Below are 23,874 nucleotides of genomic sequence, written 5' to 3'. Positions count from 1 at the left end.
ATCAATGAGATTGTGCACTTTGTAACGTATTTGTCATTTAAAACAATATTCTTTTAATAATTTTGTCTTTATTCCACAATATAAAATGTTCACAGATATGTTATATTAATTTCACGAAGTTTTCGCTTTTTTTATTCTGTAAGTCATTGGAAACGCTATCATTTTAAAAAAGAATAGGAGGATATTATTTAAATATAAACAGTAGGTTTTATTCGAATAATATTGTATCTTTTTTACTGAAAAAGGGAAATAGGAGATTTAAACTAAAATAGGGGGTAGACGATGCAAAAAAATCCAAATCAATTACAAAGAGGTTTAGAAGAAAGACATATTACGCTAATGTCCTTAGGAGCCGCCATTGGGGTAGGTCTGTTTCTAGGGTCAGCAACTGCTATTAAGCTAGCGGGACCTGGTATTATTCTTGGTTATGCATTTGCCGGTATGATTATGTTCTTTATTATGAGGGCACTTGGTGAGATGGCGATTCAGAAGCCAGTTGCAGGATCCTTTAGTCAATATGCCCGCGATTATTTAGGCGCCTTGCCTGGTTTCCTAACAGGATGGAATTATTGGTTCTTATGGGTTGTAACGTGTATGGCTGAGATTACCGCAGCAGGAATCTACATGGAGTATTGGTTCCCAGAAGTACCTCGCTGGATTTGGGCACTGGCAGCATTAGTGATCATGGCTTCTGTCAATTTCCTGAATGTAAAAGCCTATGGAGAACTTGAATTTTGGTTTGCGTTAATTAAGATTATTACAATCATCTTCATGATTGTGAGTGGTCTTGGAATGATTGCTTTAGGAATTGGTAATGGCGGTATCGCTACTGGTATCAGTAATCTTTGGGAGAACGGTGGAATCCTTCCAAATGGGATCACTGGGGTATTAATGTCCTTACAAATGGTTATGTTTGCTTTCTTAGGAATTGAGATGATTGGGATTACGGCTGGGGAAGTAAAGAATCCGGAAAAAACATTATCTAGAGCGATTGATACTGTTTTCTGGCGAATTCTTATTTTCTATGTAGGTGCCTTGTTTGTGATTATGTCGATTTATCCTTGGACCGAAATCGGCGCGCAAGGCAGTCCGTTCGTTTTGACCTTTGATAAGCTTGGAATTCCTGCTGCAGCCGGAATTATTAACTTTGTTGTCTTGACCGCTGCACTTTCATCGTGTAACGGAGGAATCTTTAGTACAGCACGGATGCTATTTAACTTAGCTGAAAATGATGAGGCACCTAAGGGATTAGGTAAATTAAACAAGAATGGTGTTCCTAGTAAAGCCGTGTTAGTAACAGCGGGTGCACTGTTAGTGGGTGTTGTTCTTAACTATTTAGTACCGGCAAAAGTATTTACATGGGTAACAGCGATCTCAACGTTTGGTGCAATTTGGACTTGGTCGATGATTTTATTATCTCAAATCAAGTATCGGAAGGGATTAACTCCAAATCAATTGGGAGGCTTAAAATATAAGATGCCGTTATTCCCATTTACATCTTATTTTTCATTAGCATTCTTACTTCTAGTAGTTGGGTTAATGGCAGTCTTCCCAGATACAAGAATTGCTTTAATCGTTGGACCGCTTTGGCTTGGAATCTTAACTGCCTTTTATTATGGTAAGGGGTATCATAAACGAGGAAAGCTAAAGCAGGAGCAAGTAGAACAGGTCGGATAAACAAAAAACCATGTTTTTGGATGTAGAAATCTCCAAAAATATGCGATCGTTGGCTTGGCAATCCTATTTACAGTCGCAGGATTTTCATAAGAAAAAGGAAGGGGGATTCCCTTCCTTTTTTCATATGTTTAGGAGGAATTTATTAGAAATTTGTATTGATTCCTTGTATTTAGAACTGTTCAAACTTCCGTCATAACATATTTAACATACTGTGAACTTGTCACTATGCCTATGTTATTAACACCGCAAAAGCAATATAGTGTAAGTATAAAGAACAAATAAATTTTGAAAGGCGGAATGACTTATGTTTAACAAGTTTTTAAGAGAAAATAAGATTTCTGCAGCTATCCTAACAATCATTCGTTTATACCTTGGCTATGCATGGTTCACAGCTGGTTTTCATAAAATTACAGGCGGCTTCGATGCTTCAGGATACTTGAAAAATGCGGTAGCAAATCCCGTTAAAGGTCCAGATGGCAATATGGTTTACGGCTGGTACGTAAACTTCTTAGAAAGCTTTGCACTGCCGAACATCGATATCTTCAACTTCATCGTTCCTTGGGGCGAAACATTAATCGGTTTAGGACTTATGTTAGGTTGTTTAACAACTGCAGCAATGTTCTTTGGTCTCGTAATGAACTTCTCTTTCTTCTTAGCAGGAACCGTATCTCATAACCCAACAGACATTTTCCTAGGCTTCATCATCTTAACAGCAGGCTTCAACGCAGGTAAATACGGTCTAGACTACTGGGTAGTACCATTCATCAACAGAAAATTTGGAAAAAGTAAGGAAAAAGCTTCAGCGTAAATAGTGGTAACAAAAAGACGATTTGTCCCCTCGAATCGTCTTTTTACTTTTGGAGGTAACTTTCTGCTTCTTTCCGATTTGAAAAGTAGCTGCAATAACTATACACTTTACTATATTGTGAGTATGAGCAGGTGCAGGATGAATAATAGACAAAAGGAATTACTAAAAATATTGCTCCTTCATGATGAAGGGGTATTGCAAAGTAAGGGTTTAGCGGAGCAGTTGGATTGTTCAGAGAAGACCGTACGTAATGATTTAGGTGTGCTGGAGGATTTTTTAGTTGATTACCCGAGTGCCATGATCACTCGCAAGCCTGGTTTTGGAATATCGATTGAAATGGATGAAGAGGAACGGTCGGAAATTTTACGAAGTCTCTTTGCAGACGAGCCGAAGACAAATGAAGAGCGCCTGATTGAAATCGCCTTTCAACTGTTAACTGGTGATAAGGCGATTACTTTACAGCATTGGGCTGATTGTTACTATATTACGAAAACGGCTATTAAAAAAGATATAGAGATTATTTCGGATTGGCTTGAGCGTTATGAACTTGAAATCGTTTCAAAGCAGCGGCTAGGAAATGTGATTCAAGGACAAGAGTTGAAAAAGCGCAATGCATTGGCTCATTTATCCGAGCTTATCCCTAAGGGTGCAAATGAAAAAAATGTGGTGCTGGATTTATTTTTACCCTATGAGATAACAACCGTGAGGAAAGCTCTTGAGGATATGCGGGACAAATTTAGTATTGCTTTTTCAGATGGTGCGCTTGAGAGTTTGATGGTTCATGCATTGATCATGATGAAGCGGACCCGGCAGAGGGCGCCTGTATTTGTACAGGAGTCAGATAAGAAAACAACTTTAATACAAAAGGAATTCCAGTATGCTAGCTGGCTTTTTGATAGCTTGGAGTCATCATTTCGGATTCACTTTCCAGAGGTGGAGCGGGTTTATTTTACCTGGCACATTATTAGTGGTAAACGGACGGAAGAGGGATCGGAGCAAGTTTTGAAATATGATGAAGGGCTAGCAAGTATTTTGCATACTTTTATTAGTAAAATGGAGACTTTGACATTATTCCCTTTTAAAGCTGACTCCATATTAATGAAAGGTCTAGCCGTCCATATGCATTCTGTCATCAATCGAATCAAATTTGGGTTTCCGATTACCAATCCACTGCTCTCCAATATTAAGAAAATGTATCCCTATATGTTTAATATGGTGATGCTAACTCTCGATGAAATCAAGAAAACCTATCTTTTAGAGATTCCTGAGGACGAGGCAGCTTATCTTGTTCTTCACTTTCAAGCCTCCATGGAACGGTTGGAAGGGAAGAGGGAGAGTAAGAAGAAAGCACTAATTGTTTGTCATATGGGAATTGGTATGTCACATTTATTAGAAGCGAAAATTGGACAGAGCTATCAGGATATTGATATTGTCGCCTGTATTGGCAAAGCAGGGGTGAGGGAATATGTACGAGATCATCCAGTTGATTTCATTATTTCTACCATTCCTCTTGAAAAAGTAAAGGCGGAGCAGATTGTGATTTCTCCTCTTTTTGGCCAGGACGATAAGAAAAGACTAAGTCAGTTTGTGGAAACGCTGAAACAGAAGAATATGGAGATTAAAGATGTGTTTTCCCAATTTTTGAATGAAAATCTTATGTTTTTTGATGTGGAAAAAGAACACCGATATGAAGTAGTGGAAATGCTGGCAACTGCGCTTTTTAAACAAGGTTACGCAAGTAAAGAATTTATACACAGTGCTGTTAATCGGGAGCGGAAATCTGCTACAGCCATCGGCGGGGGAATTGCCATTCCACACGGAGATCCTTCCATGCTTCAAAGGACTATCATTGCCACGGCTGTTTTGAAAAAGCCGATAGAGTGGGGGAACGAGCGTGTTTCCCTTGTTTTCATGCTCGCGATTTCAAAGGAAAATCAAGGAGATATTCGTGGAGTGATTGGGAAAATTGCAGCACTTAGTGAGTCACCATTGGTTGTTCATGCGTTAACAGGTTCAAAGGATTATTTGGATTTTTTACAAGTGTTAGAAAAGACCTGACCACCATTAAAGTGGTCCTTTTTTCTTTTTAGGGACAAGATGTAGTGATAATCCTAAACCTTCAGGTCAAAAATCCGTTTTTACCGCAGCTTCCGGTAAAAAGAAAAAATATAACTCTGCAAAAGTGGATGTACGATATAGGTAAGCGATTACTTGAAAAGCAGGAGGGAACATCATGGGTAAAATATTAGCTGTAACAGCTTGTCCCGTTGGTATTGCTCATACGTATATGGCTGCTGAGAATTTACAAAAAGCAGGCGAAGCGTTGGGCGTCGAGATAAAAGTTGAAACACAAGGTTCAATTGGTGTGGAAAATGCATTAACCGATCAAGATATTGCTGAAGCAGATGGCATTATCATTGCGGCGGATAAGGACGTTCCGAAAGAGCGCTTTGCCGGTAAAAGAGTAATCATAACTGGTGTTCAAGACGGAATCCGCAAGCCAGAAGAATTGATTAAACAGATTCAAAGCGGTGCAGCACCTGTGTATAAACCAGAAGCAGCGGCAACTGGCGGAGCGCAAACAAGTAAACAAAAAGAAAATCCTTTTTATAAGCATTTAATGAGCGGTGTTTCTTACATGGTTCCGTTCATTGTCGTAGGTGGATTATTGATTGCCCTAGCGTTAACACTTGGCGGCGAGCAGACACCGGGTGGAATTGTCATTCCAGAAGATTCTATTTGGAAACAGATTGAAAAACTTGGCGGTACAGCGTTCATGTTCATGGTGCCAATCTTGGCAGGTTTTATTGCAGTTAGTATTGCCGACCGTCCAGGACTTGTACCAGGTATGATCGGCGGTTATATTGCAGCCAATGGCAGTTTTTATGGAAGCGAAGCGGGTGCCGGATTTATCGGTGGGATTATTGCCGGTTTCTTGGCAGGTTATGTAGCTTTAGCAATTAAGAAGATTAAAGTACCAAAAGCGGTTCAACCCGTTATGCCAATAATCTTCATTCCAATTTTATCATCCGTAATTGTTGGTTTATTATTTATTTTTGTAATCGGTGCTCCGGTTGCACAGGTTTTTGAAAGCTTAACTGGCTTGCTTGCTGGCATGCAGGGGGGCAGCTCGATCGTATTAGCGATGATTCTTGGTGCGATGATTGCCGTTGATATGGGTGGTCCATTTAACAAAGTAGCATTCTTATTTGGCTCAGCGATGATTGCAGAAGGTAACTATGAAATTATGGGACCGATTGCGGTAGCGATCTGTATTCCGCCTATTGGACTTGGACTTGCAACATTCATTAACAAACGTAAATTCCGTCCAACGGAGAGAGAAGCAGGAAAAGCTTCCTTCACCATGGGATTATTCGGTATTACAGAAGGTGCGATTCCATTCGCTGCACAAGACCCGCTGCGTGTGATTCCAAGTATCGTAGTTGGTTCGATGGCTGGTTCTGTTATCGCCATGCTTTCAAGTGTTGGTGACAGAGTGGCACATGGAGGTCCGATTGTTGCTATACTAGGTGCGGTTGATAATGTGGTCATGTTCTTTGTCGCTGTCATTGTGGGTGTGGTTGTAACGGCGATTATGGTTATCGCATTGAAGAAAGATGTGGAAGGTGCCCAAGTGGCTGCTGCAGGTGTGGGGAAAGAATTAGAAGCTAATGTACCAATTCTTGATGAGAATGTTAAAAAGTTAGAAGCTGCTGAAATAACGAAGTTGACAGATATTACAAATTTAGAATTAATTGAAACACAATTAACAGGAGCTACTCGTGATGAGGTTATCGATGAATTAATTGCAAAATTTGATTCCGTCGGTGCTTTAAGCTCTAAGGAAGCATATAAACAAGCGATATTAAAACGTGAATCTGAGAGTTCTACAGGACTTGGGATGAATATTGCGATTCCTCATGGTAAATCAAGTGCTGTTAAAACACCAACGGTTGCCTTTGGAATAAAACGTGAAGGTGTAGACTGGAAAAGCTTAGATGGTACCGATGCAAAACTAATTTTCATGATTGCCGTACCTGAAAAAGCTGCAGGAGATGCTCATCTCAAGATTTTACAAATGCTTTCACGAAAGTTAATGGATGACAGCTTTAGGGAGCAATTGCTAAAGGTTACATCTAAAGAAGAGGCACTCACCCTACTTGGGGAAATTCAATAAGATTAAAAAAGAGAGCAATTATAGCGAGAGTACTGATTCTCACATACTTCTGACACGAAAGGGCCCTGTTTTTCACTGTAACGATGCAGTGGGAAACGGGCCCTTTTTAATCGTTCATTTATTTTTATGGATTAATTTTATATCGACTGTAATAACTTTATGACTTGCCGTCATTCTATTGCTGTTTGCGTCTGGTTTTCTTATTGTAAGTACAAGAAGTATTTTATTTTACAATAATGACAGCGTTTTCGCGTTTAATAAAATGTTAAAGGAGTGTTGTCTCGTGAACAAGACGGCCCATATAATATCTCATTCTCATTGGGACAGAGAATGGTACTTACCTTTTGAGAAACACCGCTATTATTTCATAAAGCTTATGAATAATCTTATTGAACAGTTCAAAAGGGAAGGAAGCGGCTTTCAATCCTTTCATCTAGATGGCCAAACGGTTTTGTTGGAGGATTATTTCGCCGTTCACCCGGAAAATCGGGAAATTGTTAAGCATTTAATAGACGAGAAAAAGCTTCATATCGGTCCTTGGTATGTTCTGCAGGATGCGTTTTTAACAAGCTCCGAAGCAAATGTTCGAAACCTGCTGATGGGTATGAATGATACGAAAGCCTATGGACATGTTTCAAAAATAGGTTATTTTCCGGACACTTTCGGTATTTACGGGCAGGCACCTCAGCTTTTAAAGCAAGCGGGAATTGATACGGCAGCCTTTGGCAGAGGAGTGAAGCCAACCGGCTTTAATAATACGGTATCAGACGTTCCTGACTATGAATCACCTTATTCTGAAATGATTTGGAAATCACCTGATGGTTCAAGTGTTTTAGGTATTCTTTTTGCTAATTGGTATTCCAATGGGAATGAGATCCCGGTGGATGAAACGGAAGCGAAAGCGTTCTGGGATAAGAAGCTCCAAGATGCAGAGAAATATGCCTCAACCAATCAGTTGTTGTTTATGAATGGCTGTGATCATCAGCCGCTGCAAAAGACGATTCCACAGGCGATTGAAACGGCATCTGCCCTATATCCAGATTACCAGTTTAAGCATTCTAGTTTTGATGAGTATACGGAAGCGTTAAAGCAGGCACTGCCTGAGCAGCTGCAGGTAATTGAAGGGGAATTGCGCAATCAGCGGACAGATGGATGGTCCACGCTTGTAAATACTGCATCAAGCCGTATTTATTTGAAGCAAATGAATCATCATTGTCAAACTCTTTTGGAAAAGAACGCTGAGCCATTAGCAGCCATGATGGCTCTAGCAGGTGGCGCCTATCCGCGGGAATACATCCGCTTTATGTGGAAATCACTGATGAAGAACCATCCGCATGACAGTATTTGCGGCTGTAGTGTCGATGAAGTTCATCGTGAAATGGTTACTCGTTTTGAAAGTGTAGCGCAAATGGGAGAGGTATTTGTCGAGGAAAACGCAGCAGCACTTGCACAAAAAGTTGATACTTCACAGACACCTGAAGGAGGTATTCCACTCGTTGTCCTGAATACGACCGGATGGGAGAAAAATGAAGTTGTTTCCAAAATAGTCGATTTAGAAAAAGTGTATTTTTCACAAATGCACTTTGAAGAAATTCCGGTTTATTTGCAGGATAAACCATTGGCAGGATACAAACTGGTTGATGGTAAGGGCAGAGAGCTAGAATATCAGCTTGAAGATCCAGCAGTCGAATTTGGTTACGACTTACCAGATGATAAATTTCGTCAGCCGTTTTTTGCTAAACGTGCCAAGCTTTCATTTTTCGCAGAGGAAATCCCTTCGTTTGGGTATAGAACATTCTACCTTGTACCAGGTGGACAAGTGGCAGAGAAGAAGGGGCAATCTTCAGAAACACGGATTGAAATGGAAAATGATTCTGTTCATCTACAGTTTCATGAAGATGGCAGCTATGATTTAATGCATAAAGATACCGGTGTGTCATTCTGTCGTCTTGGAATTTACGAAGACACTGGGGATATTGGCAACGAATATATGTACAAGGAAGCAAAGGGACATGCTGCTATTACGACAAAGGGTGTACCCGTGGAATTTAACTTCCTAGAAAGAAACTCACTCAGAACTGTCCTAGAGTTTACTCACACGTTATCCATTCCCGTTTCTGCGGACGATCGCTTAGCGATAGAACGGAATCGACTTATTTGGCATAAGGAAAGGGAAGCTGGAAGATCGGACGAAATGACAACAATCACGATGCAAACAGTTGTTACCCTTGAAAAGGGAATGAAGGGTCCGGCATTTAAGCTGACGATTAACAACCAAGCAACCGATCACCGGCTGCGGATTCTATTCCCAACAGGGTTACAGACGGAAACACATCAAGCTGACAGTATTTTCGAGATTGTCACCCGCCCGAATACGCCGGAGAAGGAATGGGAAAATCCGAGTTTTTGTCATCACCAGCAGCGGTTTGCCAGCCTGGCGGATGCTGCGAGGGGCTTAACCGTAGCAACGGATGGTTTGCAAGAATATGAAATTCTCCCGGAGAATGGCACCATTGCGGTAACCGTGCTTCGTTCGACAGCAGAGCTCGGGGACTGGGGTTATTTCCCTACACCTGAAGCACAATGCTTAGGACTGCAAACAGCGGAATGGCAAGTGCTGCCGCATGAAAAGGATGTCATCCAATCACAGGCGTTTGTCGATGCCTATCAATACAAAGTGCCGCTTTTAGCTGTTCAGACAAGCGTCCATGAAGGTGAATTACAGGAAACACATCAGTTTGTTAAAACAGAATCAAATGGACTTGTTTGGACTTCTTTGAGAGTAGCGGAAGATCACGATGATGTGATGATTCGCTGGTTTAATCCAGCGCAAGAAGAGGTAAATCTTAAGGCTGCAATCCAACAAGACTTTAAAGCCTATAAAAGTAACATCCTTGAAGAAAATACAGACGATACCCAAGATTCATATAAAGTAAGAAAATATGAAATTATCACATTGGGTTTTCACAAAGAGAGATAGGAGTGGGTAAAATGACGACAGTAATTCCTGAATCCATGCAAAAGCTAATCCAGCACGTAAAAGAATTTTTCCCAGAAGATGAAAAGTTACAGCATATGTTTGAGCAATGCTTTGTCAATACGTATACGACGACAATGAAGAAACAAGAAGATGGAAAAACATTTGTCATTACTGGGGATATTCCGGCAATGTGGTTAAGAGATTCAGCCGCACAGGTAAGACCTTACTTAATGGCAGCGGAGGAAGATGAAGAAATGGCTGATTTTCTCGAAGGGGTAATCCGTCAGCATTTTGCTTTCATCCTGCACGACCCTTATGCCAATGCCTTCAACGAAAGTGCTAATGGCAAAGGGCATCAGAATGATCTAACTGAGATGACTCCGCATATTTGGGAGCGGAAATACGAAATTGATTCCTTGTGCTATCCAATCCAGCTTGCCTACCTGTTTTGGAAATCGACAGGACGTACCTCCCATCTGAAGGAAACGTTCAAACAGGTGATGGAAACGATTATTCATGTATGGAGGACGGAGCAGGATCATGAAAATCAATCTTCTTATCGGTTTCTTCGTACGGATTGCCGCCAGTCAGATACGTTAACTCGTGAGGGCAAGGGCGGACGAGTTGTTCCGACAGGTATGACCTGGAGTGCCTTCCGTCCAAGTGACGATGCTTGCACCTATGGCTATCTGGTCCCGGCTAATATGTTTGCTGTGGTTGTCTTAGGGTATGCAGCACAAATGTGTGAGGAAATCCTTCACGATACAGAATTAAAGGAAGAATGCTTGAAGCTTCAAGAAGAAATACAAAAGGGTATTGAACAATACGCTAAGCTGGACCACCCTATTCATGGAGATATGTATGTATACGAAACGGATGGAGAAGGGCGCGTGAATTTAATGGATGACGCCAATGTTCCGAGTTTGCTTGCTGCACCGTACTTAGGCTATCTTCCATATGATGATTCCGCTTATTTAAACACACGTTCCTTCCTTCTGAGCAGGGATAATCCATATTATTACGAAGGAAAATATGCAAATGGAATTGGAAGTCCGCACACTCCGGATCATTATATTTGGCATATCGCGCTGGCCATCCAAGGAATGACTACAACGAGTGAAGCAGAAAAGCAAGAAATTTTAGCTTATTTTAATCAAACAGACGGCGCTACCAATTTTATGCACGAAGGCTTTAATGCCGATTGCCCTGAAGAATTTACAAGAGACTGGTTTGCATGGGCAAATACGATGTTCAGTGAATTTGTCTTAAGTTTAACGGGTAAGGCAGTAAAAGGCAGTCCGCTTTATGACCAATTAATGAAGAACAAAAGTAATCAAGCTTAAATCTTTTAAGGGAAGTATAGAAAGGGTGATGGATCATGAAAAAAGTTCCATGGATGATTGTTGTTTGTGAATGGATTTGGAGGGCGATCTTGGCCAATCTGTACTGGGTTGTCTTTACCATCCTTGGGTTAGGGATCTTTGGTTTTTTTCCAGCGTCCATTGCCCTGTTTACCATTGTGCGGAAATGGCTGAGGAAAGAAAGTGATCTGCCTGTATGGAATACGTTTAAGCAGGTTTACTTTAAAGAATGGAAAAGAAGCAATGGAATAGGCCTTGTATTTTACAGTATTGGCCTTTTTCTTTTTGTCGATATTCGGATTGTAGAACAAGTCATGACAGGCGTTTTTGCCAGTTTTCTATTAATCATCTTGTATATCATGGTATTTGTCCTGCTATTGGCTGTTGGTAATTTCTTTTCGCTTTATGTCCATTATGAACTCCCAACGAAAGAATATATAAAACAATCCTTTTTATTTACCATAACAGGATTGCTATCCACGATTTGGATTGGGGCAGGACTATTGGTTATTGGTATGCTCCTAATTAGGATGCCTGGTTTAATTCCGTTTATTTCTGGTGTTGCTCCTGCTTATTGGATGATGAGAGTCAACTTGCTTCGGTTTAACACGCTTGAGAAGAGAATGTCTCTTTCTTAGGGCTGTGTAGTACTTGTTATAAAAGTGAAACGAAATGAGGGGAAAAAATGAAACTACACATAAACGGTGACGTATCCTCTATTACCGAAGGGCTTAATCTTATAATAGAGAATTTAACAGTTCAACTTTCAGAGGATGGCTATCCGGTATATTTAAAACAGCAAAAGGGTCCATTGCGTGTTATAAATCACAATGGCCAGGGGGAAATTCGCTTTGAGAAGCCTATTCACTTTTTTCGCGGCTTAGGATTATTCCTTGAACATGTTAATAAAGAGAACCAGTTTGACTTGTCAGAGGAACTTCAGTTTGAAATGAGCGGTGTTATGCTCGATGCGTCTAGAAATGCGGTCCCAACAGTTTCAGATGTAGAAAAGCTGCTGCAAAGAATGGCTGTAATGGGATTAGATACATTGATGCTCTATACAGAGGATACGTACGAGGTGAAGGAACATCCGTATTTTGGGTATATGCGGGGAAGATATTCGGCGGAGGAGTTAAAGGCATGTGATGACTATGCGGTGAAATTAGGGATTGAAATGATCCCTTGTATTCAATCACTGGGTCATTTACGGGAAGCGCTTAAATGGAATTATGCTTCTAGTTTTAAAGACACAGACGACATTTTATTGGTTGATCAGCCCCAGACATATGAATTCTTGGAAAACTGTATCAGGGCTGCCTCCGAGCCTTTCCGTACCAAGCGCATTCATATCGGAATGGATGAGACGTTCCAGCTTGGTTTAGGTAAATATTTAGAAAAACATGGCTATGAGAATCATATTGATATCATGAATAGGCATTTGGAAAAGGTCGTTGCGATTACGGATAAGTATGGTCTAAAACCGATGATTTGGAGCGATATGTACTTTCCATTGTTTTCGGAAGACAGTAAATACCGAGATGAAAACGGGGAAATTCGCGAAGACATACTTGCCTCCATCCCTGATGTAGAGCTTGTCTATTGGAATTATTACCGGAAAGAGCAGGAAGTCTATGAAAAAGATTTTCAACACCATAAACTGCTCGGTCAGACTCCAATTTTTGCTGGCGGTGCGTGGACATGGAATGGAATCGTCCCTAACTATGGGAAAGCGATTGCAACGACGGAGGCCGCTATGGCGGCGTGTAAGAAAGAGGGTATTAAAGAAGTGTTTGTCACGTTGTGGGGCGACAATGGAGCCGAAACGCCATTCTCTACTTCCTTACCCATCTTACAATTATTTGCGGAGCATACCTATCATAAGGAAGTCACACTAGAACAAACAGCTGAGCGCTATGCATTCTGTGGTGAAGGAAACTTTGATGATTTCATGGTCCTGAAAAAGCTGGATGAGACTCCTGGCGTTATGCAAGATAACATGAATACGTCGATGACCTCTAAAGTGCTGCTGTACCAAGATATACTAATCGGTTTATACGATGAAAATTGTAAAGGATTATCCTTAGGGGAGCATTATGAAAAACTTGTTTCCAAGATTGAAAAAGCAAAACACAACAACCCAAAATGGGAAAGTCTATTTGACTTCTATGAGCAATTGGCAAGGGTTCTAAGCGTGAAGGCGGAAATCGGAATTAAGATAAAAGAAGTTTACGAGAAAAAAGATTACGAGCAAATGAGATCAATCCTCTTAGAGTTGGATTGGATTCAAACCAATGTGGACCAATTACGTCAAAAGCACCGAAAAGTTTGGTTTGAATCGTACAAGCCGTTTGGCTGGGAGATTATCGATATTCGATACGGCGGCGTTATTACCCGAATTGACTCGGTAAAATATCGGATTCAAGAATGGCTGGAGGGCAGGGTTTCTGCTATTGAGGAATTAGAAGTAGAACGGTTACGCCATGATGGGCCTTGGGAAATTGTTGACGGCTTAGTTGGCGGCAATGTCTATCATCGGATCGTCACTGCAGGAAACTTTTCATTATAAAGGATAAAATCCTAAAATAACTAAATGGGGTGAACGGATTGTTTTTAACGGAAAGAAAGTTTGAAGCCCGTATTCGGGAATTAGAAGGTTATCGTTATCGCGATTGCATTACAATTGATCAATTTACCACACAGGAGGATGACGGCAAAGTAGGGGCTTACCCGCCCGAATCTTACGATGAAAAAAAAATCATGAAGCTAGGCGATTATTGGAAAGGCCGGGATCGATATATCTGGCTTCATGCAGACGTTGATTGTCACCTGCCAAACAACAGCAGGCAGGTTGTCGGTCTGTTCTCCTTCGGAAAGACGGGAGGGGGGCATAATTCAGGTTTTGAATCCTTACTATTTGTGAATGGCAAACCCTATCAAGGCGTCGATTCCAATCATGAAGAAGTCCTCTTCGATGAACATTCCACTAAGGGGCCAATGCGTTTAGATTTTAGACTTTGGTCAGGGCTGGAAGGCGGCGGAGTACCGGTTGAAAATGAGTTTAAACTGGAGATGGCGAAAATAGGATGGCTTGATAGACGGGTTGATAACCTATATTACACCCTTTTGGCAGCTTATGAAGTATTGATGGAAACAAGTGAGGAAGAGTCGGCCTATACGATTTTGAAGCAGGTGCTTACCAATGCCTTACAGTTTATTCGTTGGACGGAACCTGGAAGTCATGAGTTTTATGAATCCTGTTATGCAGCGGAGGAGAATTTAACAAGGGCACTCCAATCAATCAATAAATCATCAGATATAACGGTGCACAGTGTTGGCCATACACATATCGATGTTGCCTGGCTTTGGAGATTAAGAAATACTAGAGAGAAGTCAGCACGTTCCTTCTCGACTGTCTTGCATTTAATGAAGCAATTCCCAGAATATTTATTCTTACAAACACAGCCGCAGCTTTATGATTATATCAAAACGGATTATCCTGACATCTACGAACAAATGAAAGCTAAAATTGCAGAAGGCAAATGGGAAGCAGGGGGTGCGATGTGGCTCGAAGCGGACTGTAATATTCCTAGTGGTGAGTCACTTGTCCGCCAAATTCTGCATGGAAAAGCCTTCTTTAAGGAAGAATTTGGGGTGGACTGTGAATATTTATGGCTGCCCGATGTGTTTGGGTACAGCTGGGCATTGCCGCAAATCTTAAAAAAATCAGGCATCAAAACGATGATGACAACGAAAATCAGCTGGAATCAGTACAACCGAATGCCGCATGATACCTTCTATTGGAAGGGAATCGATGGTTCAGAGATATTAACACACTTTATCACAACACCGGAACCATGGAACGGTCCGGATTCCTGGTTCTACACGTACAATGGCTTTATTACCGCCAAAACGGTTAAAGGAGCATGGACGGGCTATCGGGATAAGGACCTGTCAAAAGATCTGCTGCTTTCATACGGATATGGTGACGGCGGCGGCGGAGTCAATCGTCACATGCTTGAAATGCGAAGCAGACTGGACATGATGCCTGGTATGCCGAATGTAAAAACGTCAACAGCTGGAGAGTTTTTTGAAAAGCTTCACCAAAATGTAGCGGAGTCCAACGGTTATATCCATAAATGGGATGGCGAATTGTATCTGGAATACCACCGGGGTACGTATACAAGCCAGGCGTTTATGAAACAAACGAATCGTAAATTGGAGCTTTTATATAGAAGAGTTGAATTCCTATCTTCCTGGCTATCTGAAAATGGTGAGTGGATTGGGGATAAGGAGCTTAAAGACGGTTGGAAAATAATTTTACGAAATCAATTCCATGACATTATTCCAGGTTCGTCTATTCATGAGGTATATGAGGATGCGAAGGAAGAATACAGGGAAGCGCTGGAACTAGGCGAAAATGTAAGTTCACGTGTCATCAATAGCGGGATTGACCAGGCTGACCGTTCTGTAGTGCTATTTAACGCTTCACATCATAAGGGAATGAGAAATGTTGTGATCCCTCAATTTGCTGAGTATAAAGCGGGGGTATGGAAAGATGATAACGGAACAGTGTTACCGCATCAAAAGCTTTCTGCCAGCTGGCTTGTTGAAGTGGATAGACTCCCATCCTTTGGTGCTAGAACGCTATCTTTTGAACCACAGGAAGCTGTCTGCGAAAAGAAATCAAGCTTTATCTATCATGACCGCAAATTAGAAACACCGTTTTATCTCATTGAATGGAATGAATTCGGTCAGATAACAACAATCTATGATAAAGAGGCAAAACGTCATGTTCTAGCCGAAAATGAAAGAGGAAATGTTCTGCAAATCTTTGAAGATAAGCCACTCGCACATGATGCGTGGGATATTGATATCTTCTATCAAGAAAAAATGGAAGAAATTCACGATCTAGCCTCATTTGAAGTAGTTGAAGATGGCGAGCTTTCCTTTACCATTCATGTTAAGTGGAAGTATCATCATTCTGATATTTCGCAGTCAATTGTTTTTTATCAAAATGATCGCCGAATTGATTTTGACACAAATGTTGATTGGCACGAAAAGAGAAAATTGCTGAAGGCTGCTTTCCCTGTAGATGTTCGAACAACGGAGGCAACCTATGATATCCAATTCGGAAATGTAAAGCGTCCTACCCACTGGAATACGAGCTGGGACATGGCGAAATTTGAAACGGTTGGACATCAATGGGCTGACTTATCTGAACCGGATTATGGCGTAAGTTTATTGAATGATTCCAAATATGGCTATGATATCAAAGAAAATACAATCCGTTTAACCTTATTAAAATCAGCGGCTCATCCTGACCCAGAAGCGGATCAAGGAACCCATTCTTTTGTTTATTCACTGTATCCACATATCGGCGATTGGCGGAAAGGAAAGACAGTTGAAAAGGCTTGGGATCTCAATGATTCAATTGTCGCTGTAGAAGGGAAATGGACAAAAGAGGCGTCCTTCCTAGATACAAATTCTGACCACGTCTGGTTTGATGCTGTGAAGCCGGCTTATGATGGCAACGGGATTATTGTTCGTTTGCATGAGTATGAGGGACGAAGAGGAAGGGTTACGCTTGATGTTGGGAAAAACATCACTTCATGGGTAGAAACCAATCTAATGGAAGAAGCAGTGGCTAAACGTTGCCATTTGCCAATTGAGTTTGATATTAAACCATATGAAATTAAGACCATTAGAATCTTGTAATATCAAACAATAAGACCAGCTGGCAGTCACCAGTTGGTCTTATTTCTTCTTTTCAATGAACTAGTTTTCAGTTATCTAAGATTTTTGCACTTAATCCCAAATTAGTCAACTATAAATAGCAGCGTTTTCACTATAAAATAAAGCTATGGAAGTGCTTACAACAACTGAGAGGAGGATGAATATGAAAAAACTACTGAGTGATATTTATAAAAACCGAATCTGGCTGTTAATGGTTCTGCCTGGAACGATTTGGCTTCTATTATTTGCCTATTTGCCAATGTTTGGACAGGTTTTGGCTTTTAAGAAATTCAGGATTCACCCAGATGGTTTCTTTGCCAGTGTTATGAATAGTGAGTGGGTTGGCTGGGAAAACTTTGAATATTTGTTTAGTACAAGTGATGCGTGGGTTATAACCAGAAATACCCTAGTATACAATATTATCTTTATCGTAGTGGGGTTAATTGCGGCTGTAGCGACGGCAATCATGCTTAGCGAGCTGGTGAATAAGAAGTTATCAAAAGTCTATCAAACTTCTATTCTTTTTCCGCACTTTATATCATGGGTTATCGGGAGCTACTTTGTATTCACGTTCTTAAGTACGGACCACGGGCTATTAAATCATGTTCTTGGCTGGTTTAATATCGATCCGGTTTCATGGTATAACGAGTCGAAGTATTGGCCGTTTATTCTAGTGTTTATGGCCCTGTGGAAAGGTGTCGGTTACGGAAGTATCGTGTATTTAGCGTCCATCGTCGGGATTGATCGAGCGTATTATGAAGCAGCGATGATTGATGGCGCATCGAAGTGGAAGCAGATTAAGCACATTACCCTGCCGATGCTTAAACCATTAATGATAATCCTTACGATCATGAATATCGGAAGAATATTCAACTCGGATTTCGGACTCTTTTATCAAGTACCAAGAGATTCGGGAGCACTGTATTCAGTTACAAATGTTATCGATACATTTGTATACCGCGGCCTTATGAATTTGGGCGATATTGGTATGAGTACAGCAGCAGGTCTATATCAGTCAGCAGTTGGATTTACCCTTGTCATGATTACGAACTATATTGTAAGAAAAGTAGATGAGGAAAGTGCATTATTTTAGATTATTTACTAGGGTAGTATAAAAGTTTTGAGAATTGGCTGGCTTTGCACCTAGAAGCTTGTGCATTTCTAAGAAGGGAGGGAAGGTCGCTAAGCGGCTAAACTATGCCAAAGGAACTGCAAACTCAATCATCAATCGCTGTGTCACAATCGACGAATGAAATAATAGGGGGTGGGGCTAAGGCTTTAAGGAAAAAGTATAGAGACCCTCAACACCTGCATCCAGTTGTAAATACAATTATTAGTGTGTTACTAGGAATTTTAGCGGTCATGTGCATTTTCCCCTTTTTCTATGTGATCATTATTTCGTTTACTAGTGAAGAGAGTATTGTAAGAAATGGTTTTCAACTAATCCCGAAAGAATGGAGCACGGATGCTTACCAATATCTATGGGGAATGAAGGCGCAATTCTTCCGCTCATATGGTGTGACCATTTTTATTACGATTGTTGGTACAATTATTAGTGTATTTATGATAACGTTTTATGCTTATGCCATTTCAAGACCACAATTTAAGTATCGCAGATTTTTCACGTTTCTAGCATTTTTCACTATGCTTTTCAGTGGCGGTCTAGTACCAACTTACATTGTTATCACACAGTTTTTAGGTTTGAAGAATACCATTTGGGCCTTGATTTTGCCCCTTGCAATGAATGCGTTTTATATTATCATTATGAGAACCTTCTTCCTGAAATCAGTCTCTGAGTCGATTTTAGAATCAGCGAGGATTGATGGAGCAAGTGAATGGAGGATCTTCTTCCAAATTATCTTCCCGCTTTCCTTACCGGGAATTGCCACGATTGCCTTGTTTAGTACATTAGGTTATTGGAATGATTGGTTTACGGCCTTACTGTATATTGATGAGCCTAGTTTAGTACCTCTGCAATCACTGCTCATGAAAATAGAAGCAAATCTTGAATTCATGAGGCAAAATATGGATTTAGCCATCATGCAGTCAAGCTTGTTTGATACCATTCCACAAGAGTCAGCAAAAATGGCCATGGTTGTTATCGCCACTTTACCAATAGCAGTTTCGTATCCGTTCTTCCAAAAGTACTTTATTAGCGGACTAACTATTGGCGGCGTCAAAGAATAAATATTATATAAAGAGGAGAGTTTGAAATGAAAAAAAGATTAATGCTTCTTCTTGCCTTAGTTCTTACCATTGGAACGATTCTTTCAGCGTGCAGCGGTAAAGACAGTGCTGACTCGGACACAGGGGGGAAAGATGGTCAACCATATGAAATTAAATGGTATACAATTGGAACTCCACAAAAGGATACTGATAAGGTATTCGAAGAAGTAAACAAATATTTGAAGAAAGAAATTAATGCCACAGTAAAAATGACCCAAATTGATTGGGGAGATTGGGCTCAAAAATCGCAGGTTATGATTAATTCAGGGGAACCATTTGATATTATTTTCACAAATGGTACGGACTATGTTCAAAATTCCCAAAAAGGTGCATTCCTAGCGATTGATGATCTGTTAAACAAGGAAGGCAAAGAACTAAAAGAAGCGATCGACCCAGTGTTATTAGAGGGTATTAGAATTGACGGAAAAGTATATGGTGTTCCTGCTAATAAAGAGGCCGCAAGACAAACCGTTTATACATTTAATAAACGTCTTGTTGACAAATACAACTTTGATATTTCAAAGGTACAACGCTTAGAAGACCTTGAGCCAATGCTAAAAGTCATTAAAGAAAACGAACCTTCTATTACACCAATGGCAACATTCAAAGCTTATCTACCATTTGACTATGTCTTTAATGGAGAAATGCCATTCGCGTTCGAAATTGATGGTGACAGAGAGCATGTTATTAACCAATTTGAATCCGATTTAACGATGCAAACCTATAAAACGATGCATAATTATTATAAGGCCGGCTATCTTAAAGAGGATGCAGCAACAAGTAAGGACAACTGGCCAATGGATGTAGAAAACTGGTTTGTCCGCATGGGAGATTCCCAGCCATATGCTGATGCATTATGGACACGTTCAGCTAAATATGAAGTAGTTTCTGTACCAGCTGAAGAACCAACAACATTTAATGATTCTGTATCAGGTTCTATCCAGGCTATCTCAGCAACATCAGATAATCCTGAAAAGGCAATGGAATTCTTAAACCTGCTTAATACTGATCCATATCTTCGCAACCTTGTTGATAAAGGACTTGAAGGAGTTCACTACGAAAAGAATGAGGATGGAACGATTAAAGATCTTCCAGCACGTATTGATGGATACAACTTACCAACTTATTCTTTAGGAAACCATTTCATCCTTAATCTATATGAGAATGATCCGAAAGATAAATGGGAAAAATTCAAAGAGTTTAATGAAGCTGCAAAACCGGCACCAACTCTTGGTTTCCACTTCAATAGTGACCCAGTAAGATCGGAACTTGCATCACTTACGAATATCTCTAAAGAATTCTATCCAGCTTTGGCAACAGGATCTGTCGACCCAGAAGAATACCTGCCTAAATACAATAAAAAGTTAAAAGAAGCTGGAGTTGACAAGGTGTTAAAGGAAATTCAAACGCAATTTGATAAATGGAAGAGCGAACAAAAATAAGAACAAAAAAATCAAGCTGGGTGGTTACTCTCGGCTTGATTTTATTTCATTGTGTTTTGGTTGTGAAAAAATGCAAAAAGTTTAATGGTCAGCAAGTGTTATAAGTATTCTATTGTTGTAGACTAGAATAAACAATAGATAAAAACGAGGACATCATAATGGAAAATAGAAGAAAAGGACGTTTTACACAAAATATTTTTAATAAACTATTCTTAATCTCTTCACTAACAATCATTGCGACCGTTATTATCTTAATTATTACTATTACTAACTATTACTCCGATATTATTATTCAAAAAGAAGTTAATATCAATACAAGGACGATGGAAAGGGTAGAGGATTACCTTTCCGCAAAGGATACAGATATTAATCGAGCCAAAGGGGATTTACATGTTAAAGGGGATATGGTTGATGATATTTCCTTTGCTCTACATAACGGGTATGAGAAATATTTAGAATACCGTTTAGATAAATTCTCTGAAAGCCAATCATTTGTTCCAAGGAATATCGATACCTATTTCAATGCTTATTTTGGTCAAGATCCCGATATTAATGCCATGGGTATCCGCTCATTAGAAAATCCTGCGATTGAATATATGCTCATTTATGATAATTTGCGCTGGGCTAAAAGCATAATTGACCGTCCAGCAGATTTAGACCGTTCACTTTCTTTGGAAGGTATTCCAAACTTTAATAGAAATCGGATACCAAGAGGCCGGCAGTTAAGAGATACCATTACCAAAAACCTTGTTATTAATAATCCAGTGTCGCTTGAAAAAATAGGTGAGATTACCATTTTCTACTCTACGGACCGCTTAGATAAAATTGTTAAAAGGCATGATGGGGCACCAGCATCCTTTTTTTTAGTTGATTCAAAGGGAAGTATCATTTATTCGGTCAATAAGGGTGATGTTCCCACCGAGTTAATCCAACACTTAAAATCTGAAACCAATCAGAAAAAAGTAAAATGGAAGCGTGAGGATTTTTATATAAATACGATTGCTAACAAAGGAGATTTCACCTATGTAAGTGTAATACCTGATAGAGGGTGGCAAAAGCTAACGATTATCAGGGGTACCATGTGGATTGTGATTATCTTTTTCATCATTATCTCTATTTTAATCACCTATTCCTTTACCCGGAATTATTCACGGCGAATTCATAACATTGTTTCGATTATTCGCCAGGTTGAAAAGGGAAATTTAGACGCAAGGATTCCAACATCGCAGCACGAAGATGAATTATCAAAAATTGCAGTGAATATCAATTCGATGTTAGATGAATTGAATAATTATATTGAACAATTTTACCTGTTAACTCTAAAACAGCAGGAAGCGGAATTAAAGGCACTTCAGGCACAAATTGATCCGCATTTTCTATTCAATACGCTGGAGGCTATTCGGATGGTAGCTGTCGTAGAGGGTTCAAAAACTTCTAGTAAAATGATATTCCATTTATCCAAACTGTTCCGCTATTCTTTAGAATCGATAAATACAGTCCCTTTATATACAGAGATTGATTATGTGAATCAGTATTTAAAATTGATGCAATTTAAATACCCAAACAAGTTACAGGTTTCCTTTGATATTCCCAGTGATGTTGAACGAACACCTGTGCAAAAATTAATTTTGCAGCCAATCATTGAAAATTATTTTGTGCATGGTTTTAAAAAGGAGCGGACAGATAATCAGTTATTTATACGTGCTAGGCATCTTGGTGATTTGGTAGAAATCTGTGTTGAAGATAATGGTAAGGGGATGACGGAGGAAGAGCATTCTAGAATTGTCCATCATATCAATTCTGAAGAGGGTGATGCAATGAAATCCATTGGATTAAGAAATATCCATCAACGAATAAAATTGAAAAATGGGAATCAGTTTGGGATTTCCTTAAATAGTATCCAAAATAAAGGGACGATTGTTACCCTGTCAATTCCAGTAAGGGGGACCAGCGATGTATAAGGTACTTCTTGTCGACGATGAACCTTTAATCACAATAGGGCTTAAGGCGTTGTTGGATTGGGCGGATTATGGCTTTGAGGTGGTTTCTACAGCGGAGAGTGGAGAAGAAGCACTTGCTTATCTAAAAGAAAACCAAATCGACATTCTCGTTACTGATATTATGATGGGGGAAATGACTGGTTTAGAATTAATAAAAGAAGTAAAAATCCTTCAGCCGAAGGTAAAATGTATTGTTTTAACAGGATACCAAGAATTCGGGTTAATTAAGCAAGGTTTATTGTTAGGGATAGAAAACTATTTAGTGAAACCTGTTGATGAGGAAGAATTATTAAAGACCATCCGAAATGTAGGCGACAAATTGAATGCCATGACAGGAGTCAATCAGGAACAGGAACCGTCAACATTGATGGATAATACGCTATGGCGGTTTTTAAATGGTGAAATTGATAAGAATGATTGCTTAGAAAGGTTGTCCCTTTACAATATTCAATTCAATCAGCCCTATTATAGTGTTTCGATCTTAAGTTTTGAAAATTATCATCAAGCTGAGATAACAAAGGAAATTAGGAAATGTATTGAAGAACAATACTCAGCACTATGTCTATATAGTCCGAATCATGAACTATTGATTATTTTTGGAGGCACAACGGAGGAAGAATTATTTCAATACAACCATAATTTTGTTGATTATCTAAATGGTGAACAAAGCAAGGCAGGTTTTTTCTATTTATCGATGGGAAAACCGGTTAAAGCGGTAGAGGATTTGGAAGAGAGTTTTGCTATTGCAGCAGAATATAGTCTATTACAGATATACTCAGACCCTAATATCCTTATTTCTGAACGTTTGACGATTGATAAGCAGGAAGAATTAAAGAAGCAGCAGGAATTTAAAGAAAATATTGTAAAGGTGTTATTGAAAGCAGATGAAGAAGCCTTGGAAATGGTAGATTCATACTTTCATGATACAACGAGAAGATCACCATATATTTCACCACAAGCGGTGAAAAAGTATACCTTTGATTTAGTTTCTTATATCCATTATTCGCTCCAGCCCGACGATCTTTCCTATTATACAGCTGCGGTCGAAAAAATCATGTACTGCAAAGAGATTCATCAGATGGAAGCCATCTTGAAGGAATATTGCGCGCAGCTCATTCATTCGATTCATAATCAAGTAAATATGCGCAGTCCTATTGTACAAAATGTCCTTGATTTTATCCATGTGCACTATGATCAAGGTGTCTCGTTAAAAACATTGGGTCAGCAGTTTCATGTCAATGCGATTTACTTGGGGCAATTATTTCAAAAAGAAATTGGAGTTGTCTTTTCTGAGTATTTAAACCGATATCGCTTGGAAAAAGCAAAGGAACTGCTCAAAACAACCCATTACCGTGCGGGTGAAATTGGTAAAAAGGTTGGGTATTCCGATACCGCATATTTTTATAAACAGTTCAGAAAAACGGTAGGAGCGACACCAAGTGAATGGAGAAAAATTTAAATCTCCTTTTG

General features: G+C 39.8%; 14 protein-coding genes. All 14 read left to right on the top strand.

Features of this window, described 5'->3' with window-relative positions:
* The first annotated feature begins 282 nt into the window (after nt 1-282).
* The 14 genes from MLOOGBEN_RS02875 (at nt 283) to MLOOGBEN_RS02810 (ending at nt 23,863) form a co-directional block, all read left to right on the top strand.
* Nucleotides 283-1,677: an amino acid permease gene (locus MLOOGBEN_RS02875; protein WP_179156737.1), complete on the top strand. Its 1,395-nt coding sequence runs from the start codon at nt 283-285 to the stop codon at nt 1,675-1,677.
* A gap of 304 nt (nt 1,678-1,981) precedes the next feature.
* Nucleotides 1,982-2,485, top strand: coding sequence for a DoxX family protein (locus tag MLOOGBEN_RS02870; RefSeq protein WP_179156736.1), 504 nt, complete (start codon nt 1,982-1,984; stop codon nt 2,483-2,485).
* Nucleotides 2,486-2,623: 138 nt separating this feature from the next.
* Nucleotides 2,624-4,543, top strand: a complete 1,920-nt coding sequence (locus MLOOGBEN_RS02865) for a BglG family transcription antiterminator (protein WP_256988811.1) — start codon at nt 2,624-2,626, stop codon at nt 4,541-4,543.
* 175 nt (nt 4,544-4,718) lie between these two features.
* Nucleotides 4,719-6,662: a PTS fructose transporter subunit IIABC gene (locus tag MLOOGBEN_RS02860; protein WP_179156734.1), complete on the top strand. Its 1,944-nt coding sequence runs from the start codon at nt 4,719-4,721 to the stop codon at nt 6,660-6,662.
* A 262-nt stretch (nt 6,663-6,924) separates the two neighbouring features.
* Nucleotides 6,925-9,642, top strand: a complete 2,718-nt coding sequence (locus MLOOGBEN_RS02855; RefSeq protein WP_179156733.1) for an alpha-mannosidase — start codon at nt 6,925-6,927, stop codon at nt 9,640-9,642.
* Between the two features lie 11 nt (nt 9,643-9,653).
* On the top strand, nt 9,654-10,985 hold the full coding sequence (locus tag MLOOGBEN_RS02850; protein WP_179156732.1) for a glycoside hydrolase family 125 protein: 1,332 nt from the start codon (nt 9,654-9,656) through the stop codon (nt 10,983-10,985).
* Nucleotides 10,986-11,020: 35 nt separating this feature from the next.
* Nucleotides 11,021-11,641, top strand: a complete 621-nt coding sequence (locus MLOOGBEN_RS02845) for a YesL family protein (RefSeq protein WP_179156731.1) — start codon at nt 11,021-11,023, stop codon at nt 11,639-11,641.
* A 47-nt stretch (nt 11,642-11,688) separates the two neighbouring features.
* Nucleotides 11,689-13,569 (top strand): beta-N-acetylhexosaminidase, encoded by a 1,881-nt coding sequence (locus tag MLOOGBEN_RS02840; RefSeq protein ID WP_179156730.1) that lies wholly within the window; start codon nt 11,689-11,691, stop codon nt 13,567-13,569.
* A gap of 38 nt (nt 13,570-13,607) precedes the next feature.
* The gene (locus MLOOGBEN_RS02835; RefSeq protein WP_179156729.1) at nt 13,608-16,718 is read left to right on the top strand and encodes an alpha-mannosidase; all 3,111 of its coding nucleotides are present in this window, start codon (nt 13,608-13,610) and stop codon (nt 16,716-16,718) included.
* Between the two features lie 181 nt (nt 16,719-16,899).
* Nucleotides 16,900-17,829, top strand: a complete 930-nt coding sequence (locus tag MLOOGBEN_RS02830) for an ABC transporter permease (RefSeq protein ID WP_179156728.1) — start codon at nt 16,900-16,902, stop codon at nt 17,827-17,829.
* A 104-nt stretch (nt 17,830-17,933) separates the two neighbouring features.
* The gene (locus tag MLOOGBEN_RS02825) at nt 17,934-18,923 is read left to right on the top strand and encodes a carbohydrate ABC transporter permease (protein WP_179156727.1); all 990 of its coding nucleotides are present in this window, start codon (nt 17,934-17,936) and stop codon (nt 18,921-18,923) included.
* Nucleotides 18,924-18,949: 26 nt separating this feature from the next.
* On the top strand, nt 18,950-20,404 hold the full coding sequence (locus MLOOGBEN_RS02820; protein ID WP_179156726.1) for an ABC transporter substrate-binding protein: 1,455 nt from the start codon (nt 18,950-18,952) through the stop codon (nt 20,402-20,404).
* Between the two features lie 158 nt (nt 20,405-20,562).
* Nucleotides 20,563-22,365, top strand: coding sequence for a sensor histidine kinase (locus MLOOGBEN_RS02815; RefSeq protein WP_179156725.1), 1,803 nt, complete (start codon nt 20,563-20,565; stop codon nt 22,363-22,365).
* A complete protein-coding gene (locus MLOOGBEN_RS02810; RefSeq protein WP_179156724.1) occupies nt 22,358-23,863 on the top strand; it encodes a response regulator transcription factor in 1,506 nt (501 codons plus the stop codon). Before MLOOGBEN_RS02815 ends, MLOOGBEN_RS02810 begins: the two co-directional genes overlap by 8 nt.
* Nucleotides 23,864-23,874 lie beyond the last annotated feature (11 nt).

This window comes from Bacillus sp. EB106-08-02-XG196, assembly GCF_013396335.1.
GTDB lineage: Bacteria > Bacillota > Bacilli > Bacillales > Cytobacillaceae > Neobacillus.
The sequence above is the reverse complement of the archived record's forward strand: the minus strand, read 5'-3'. Positions and strand labels throughout refer to the sequence as shown.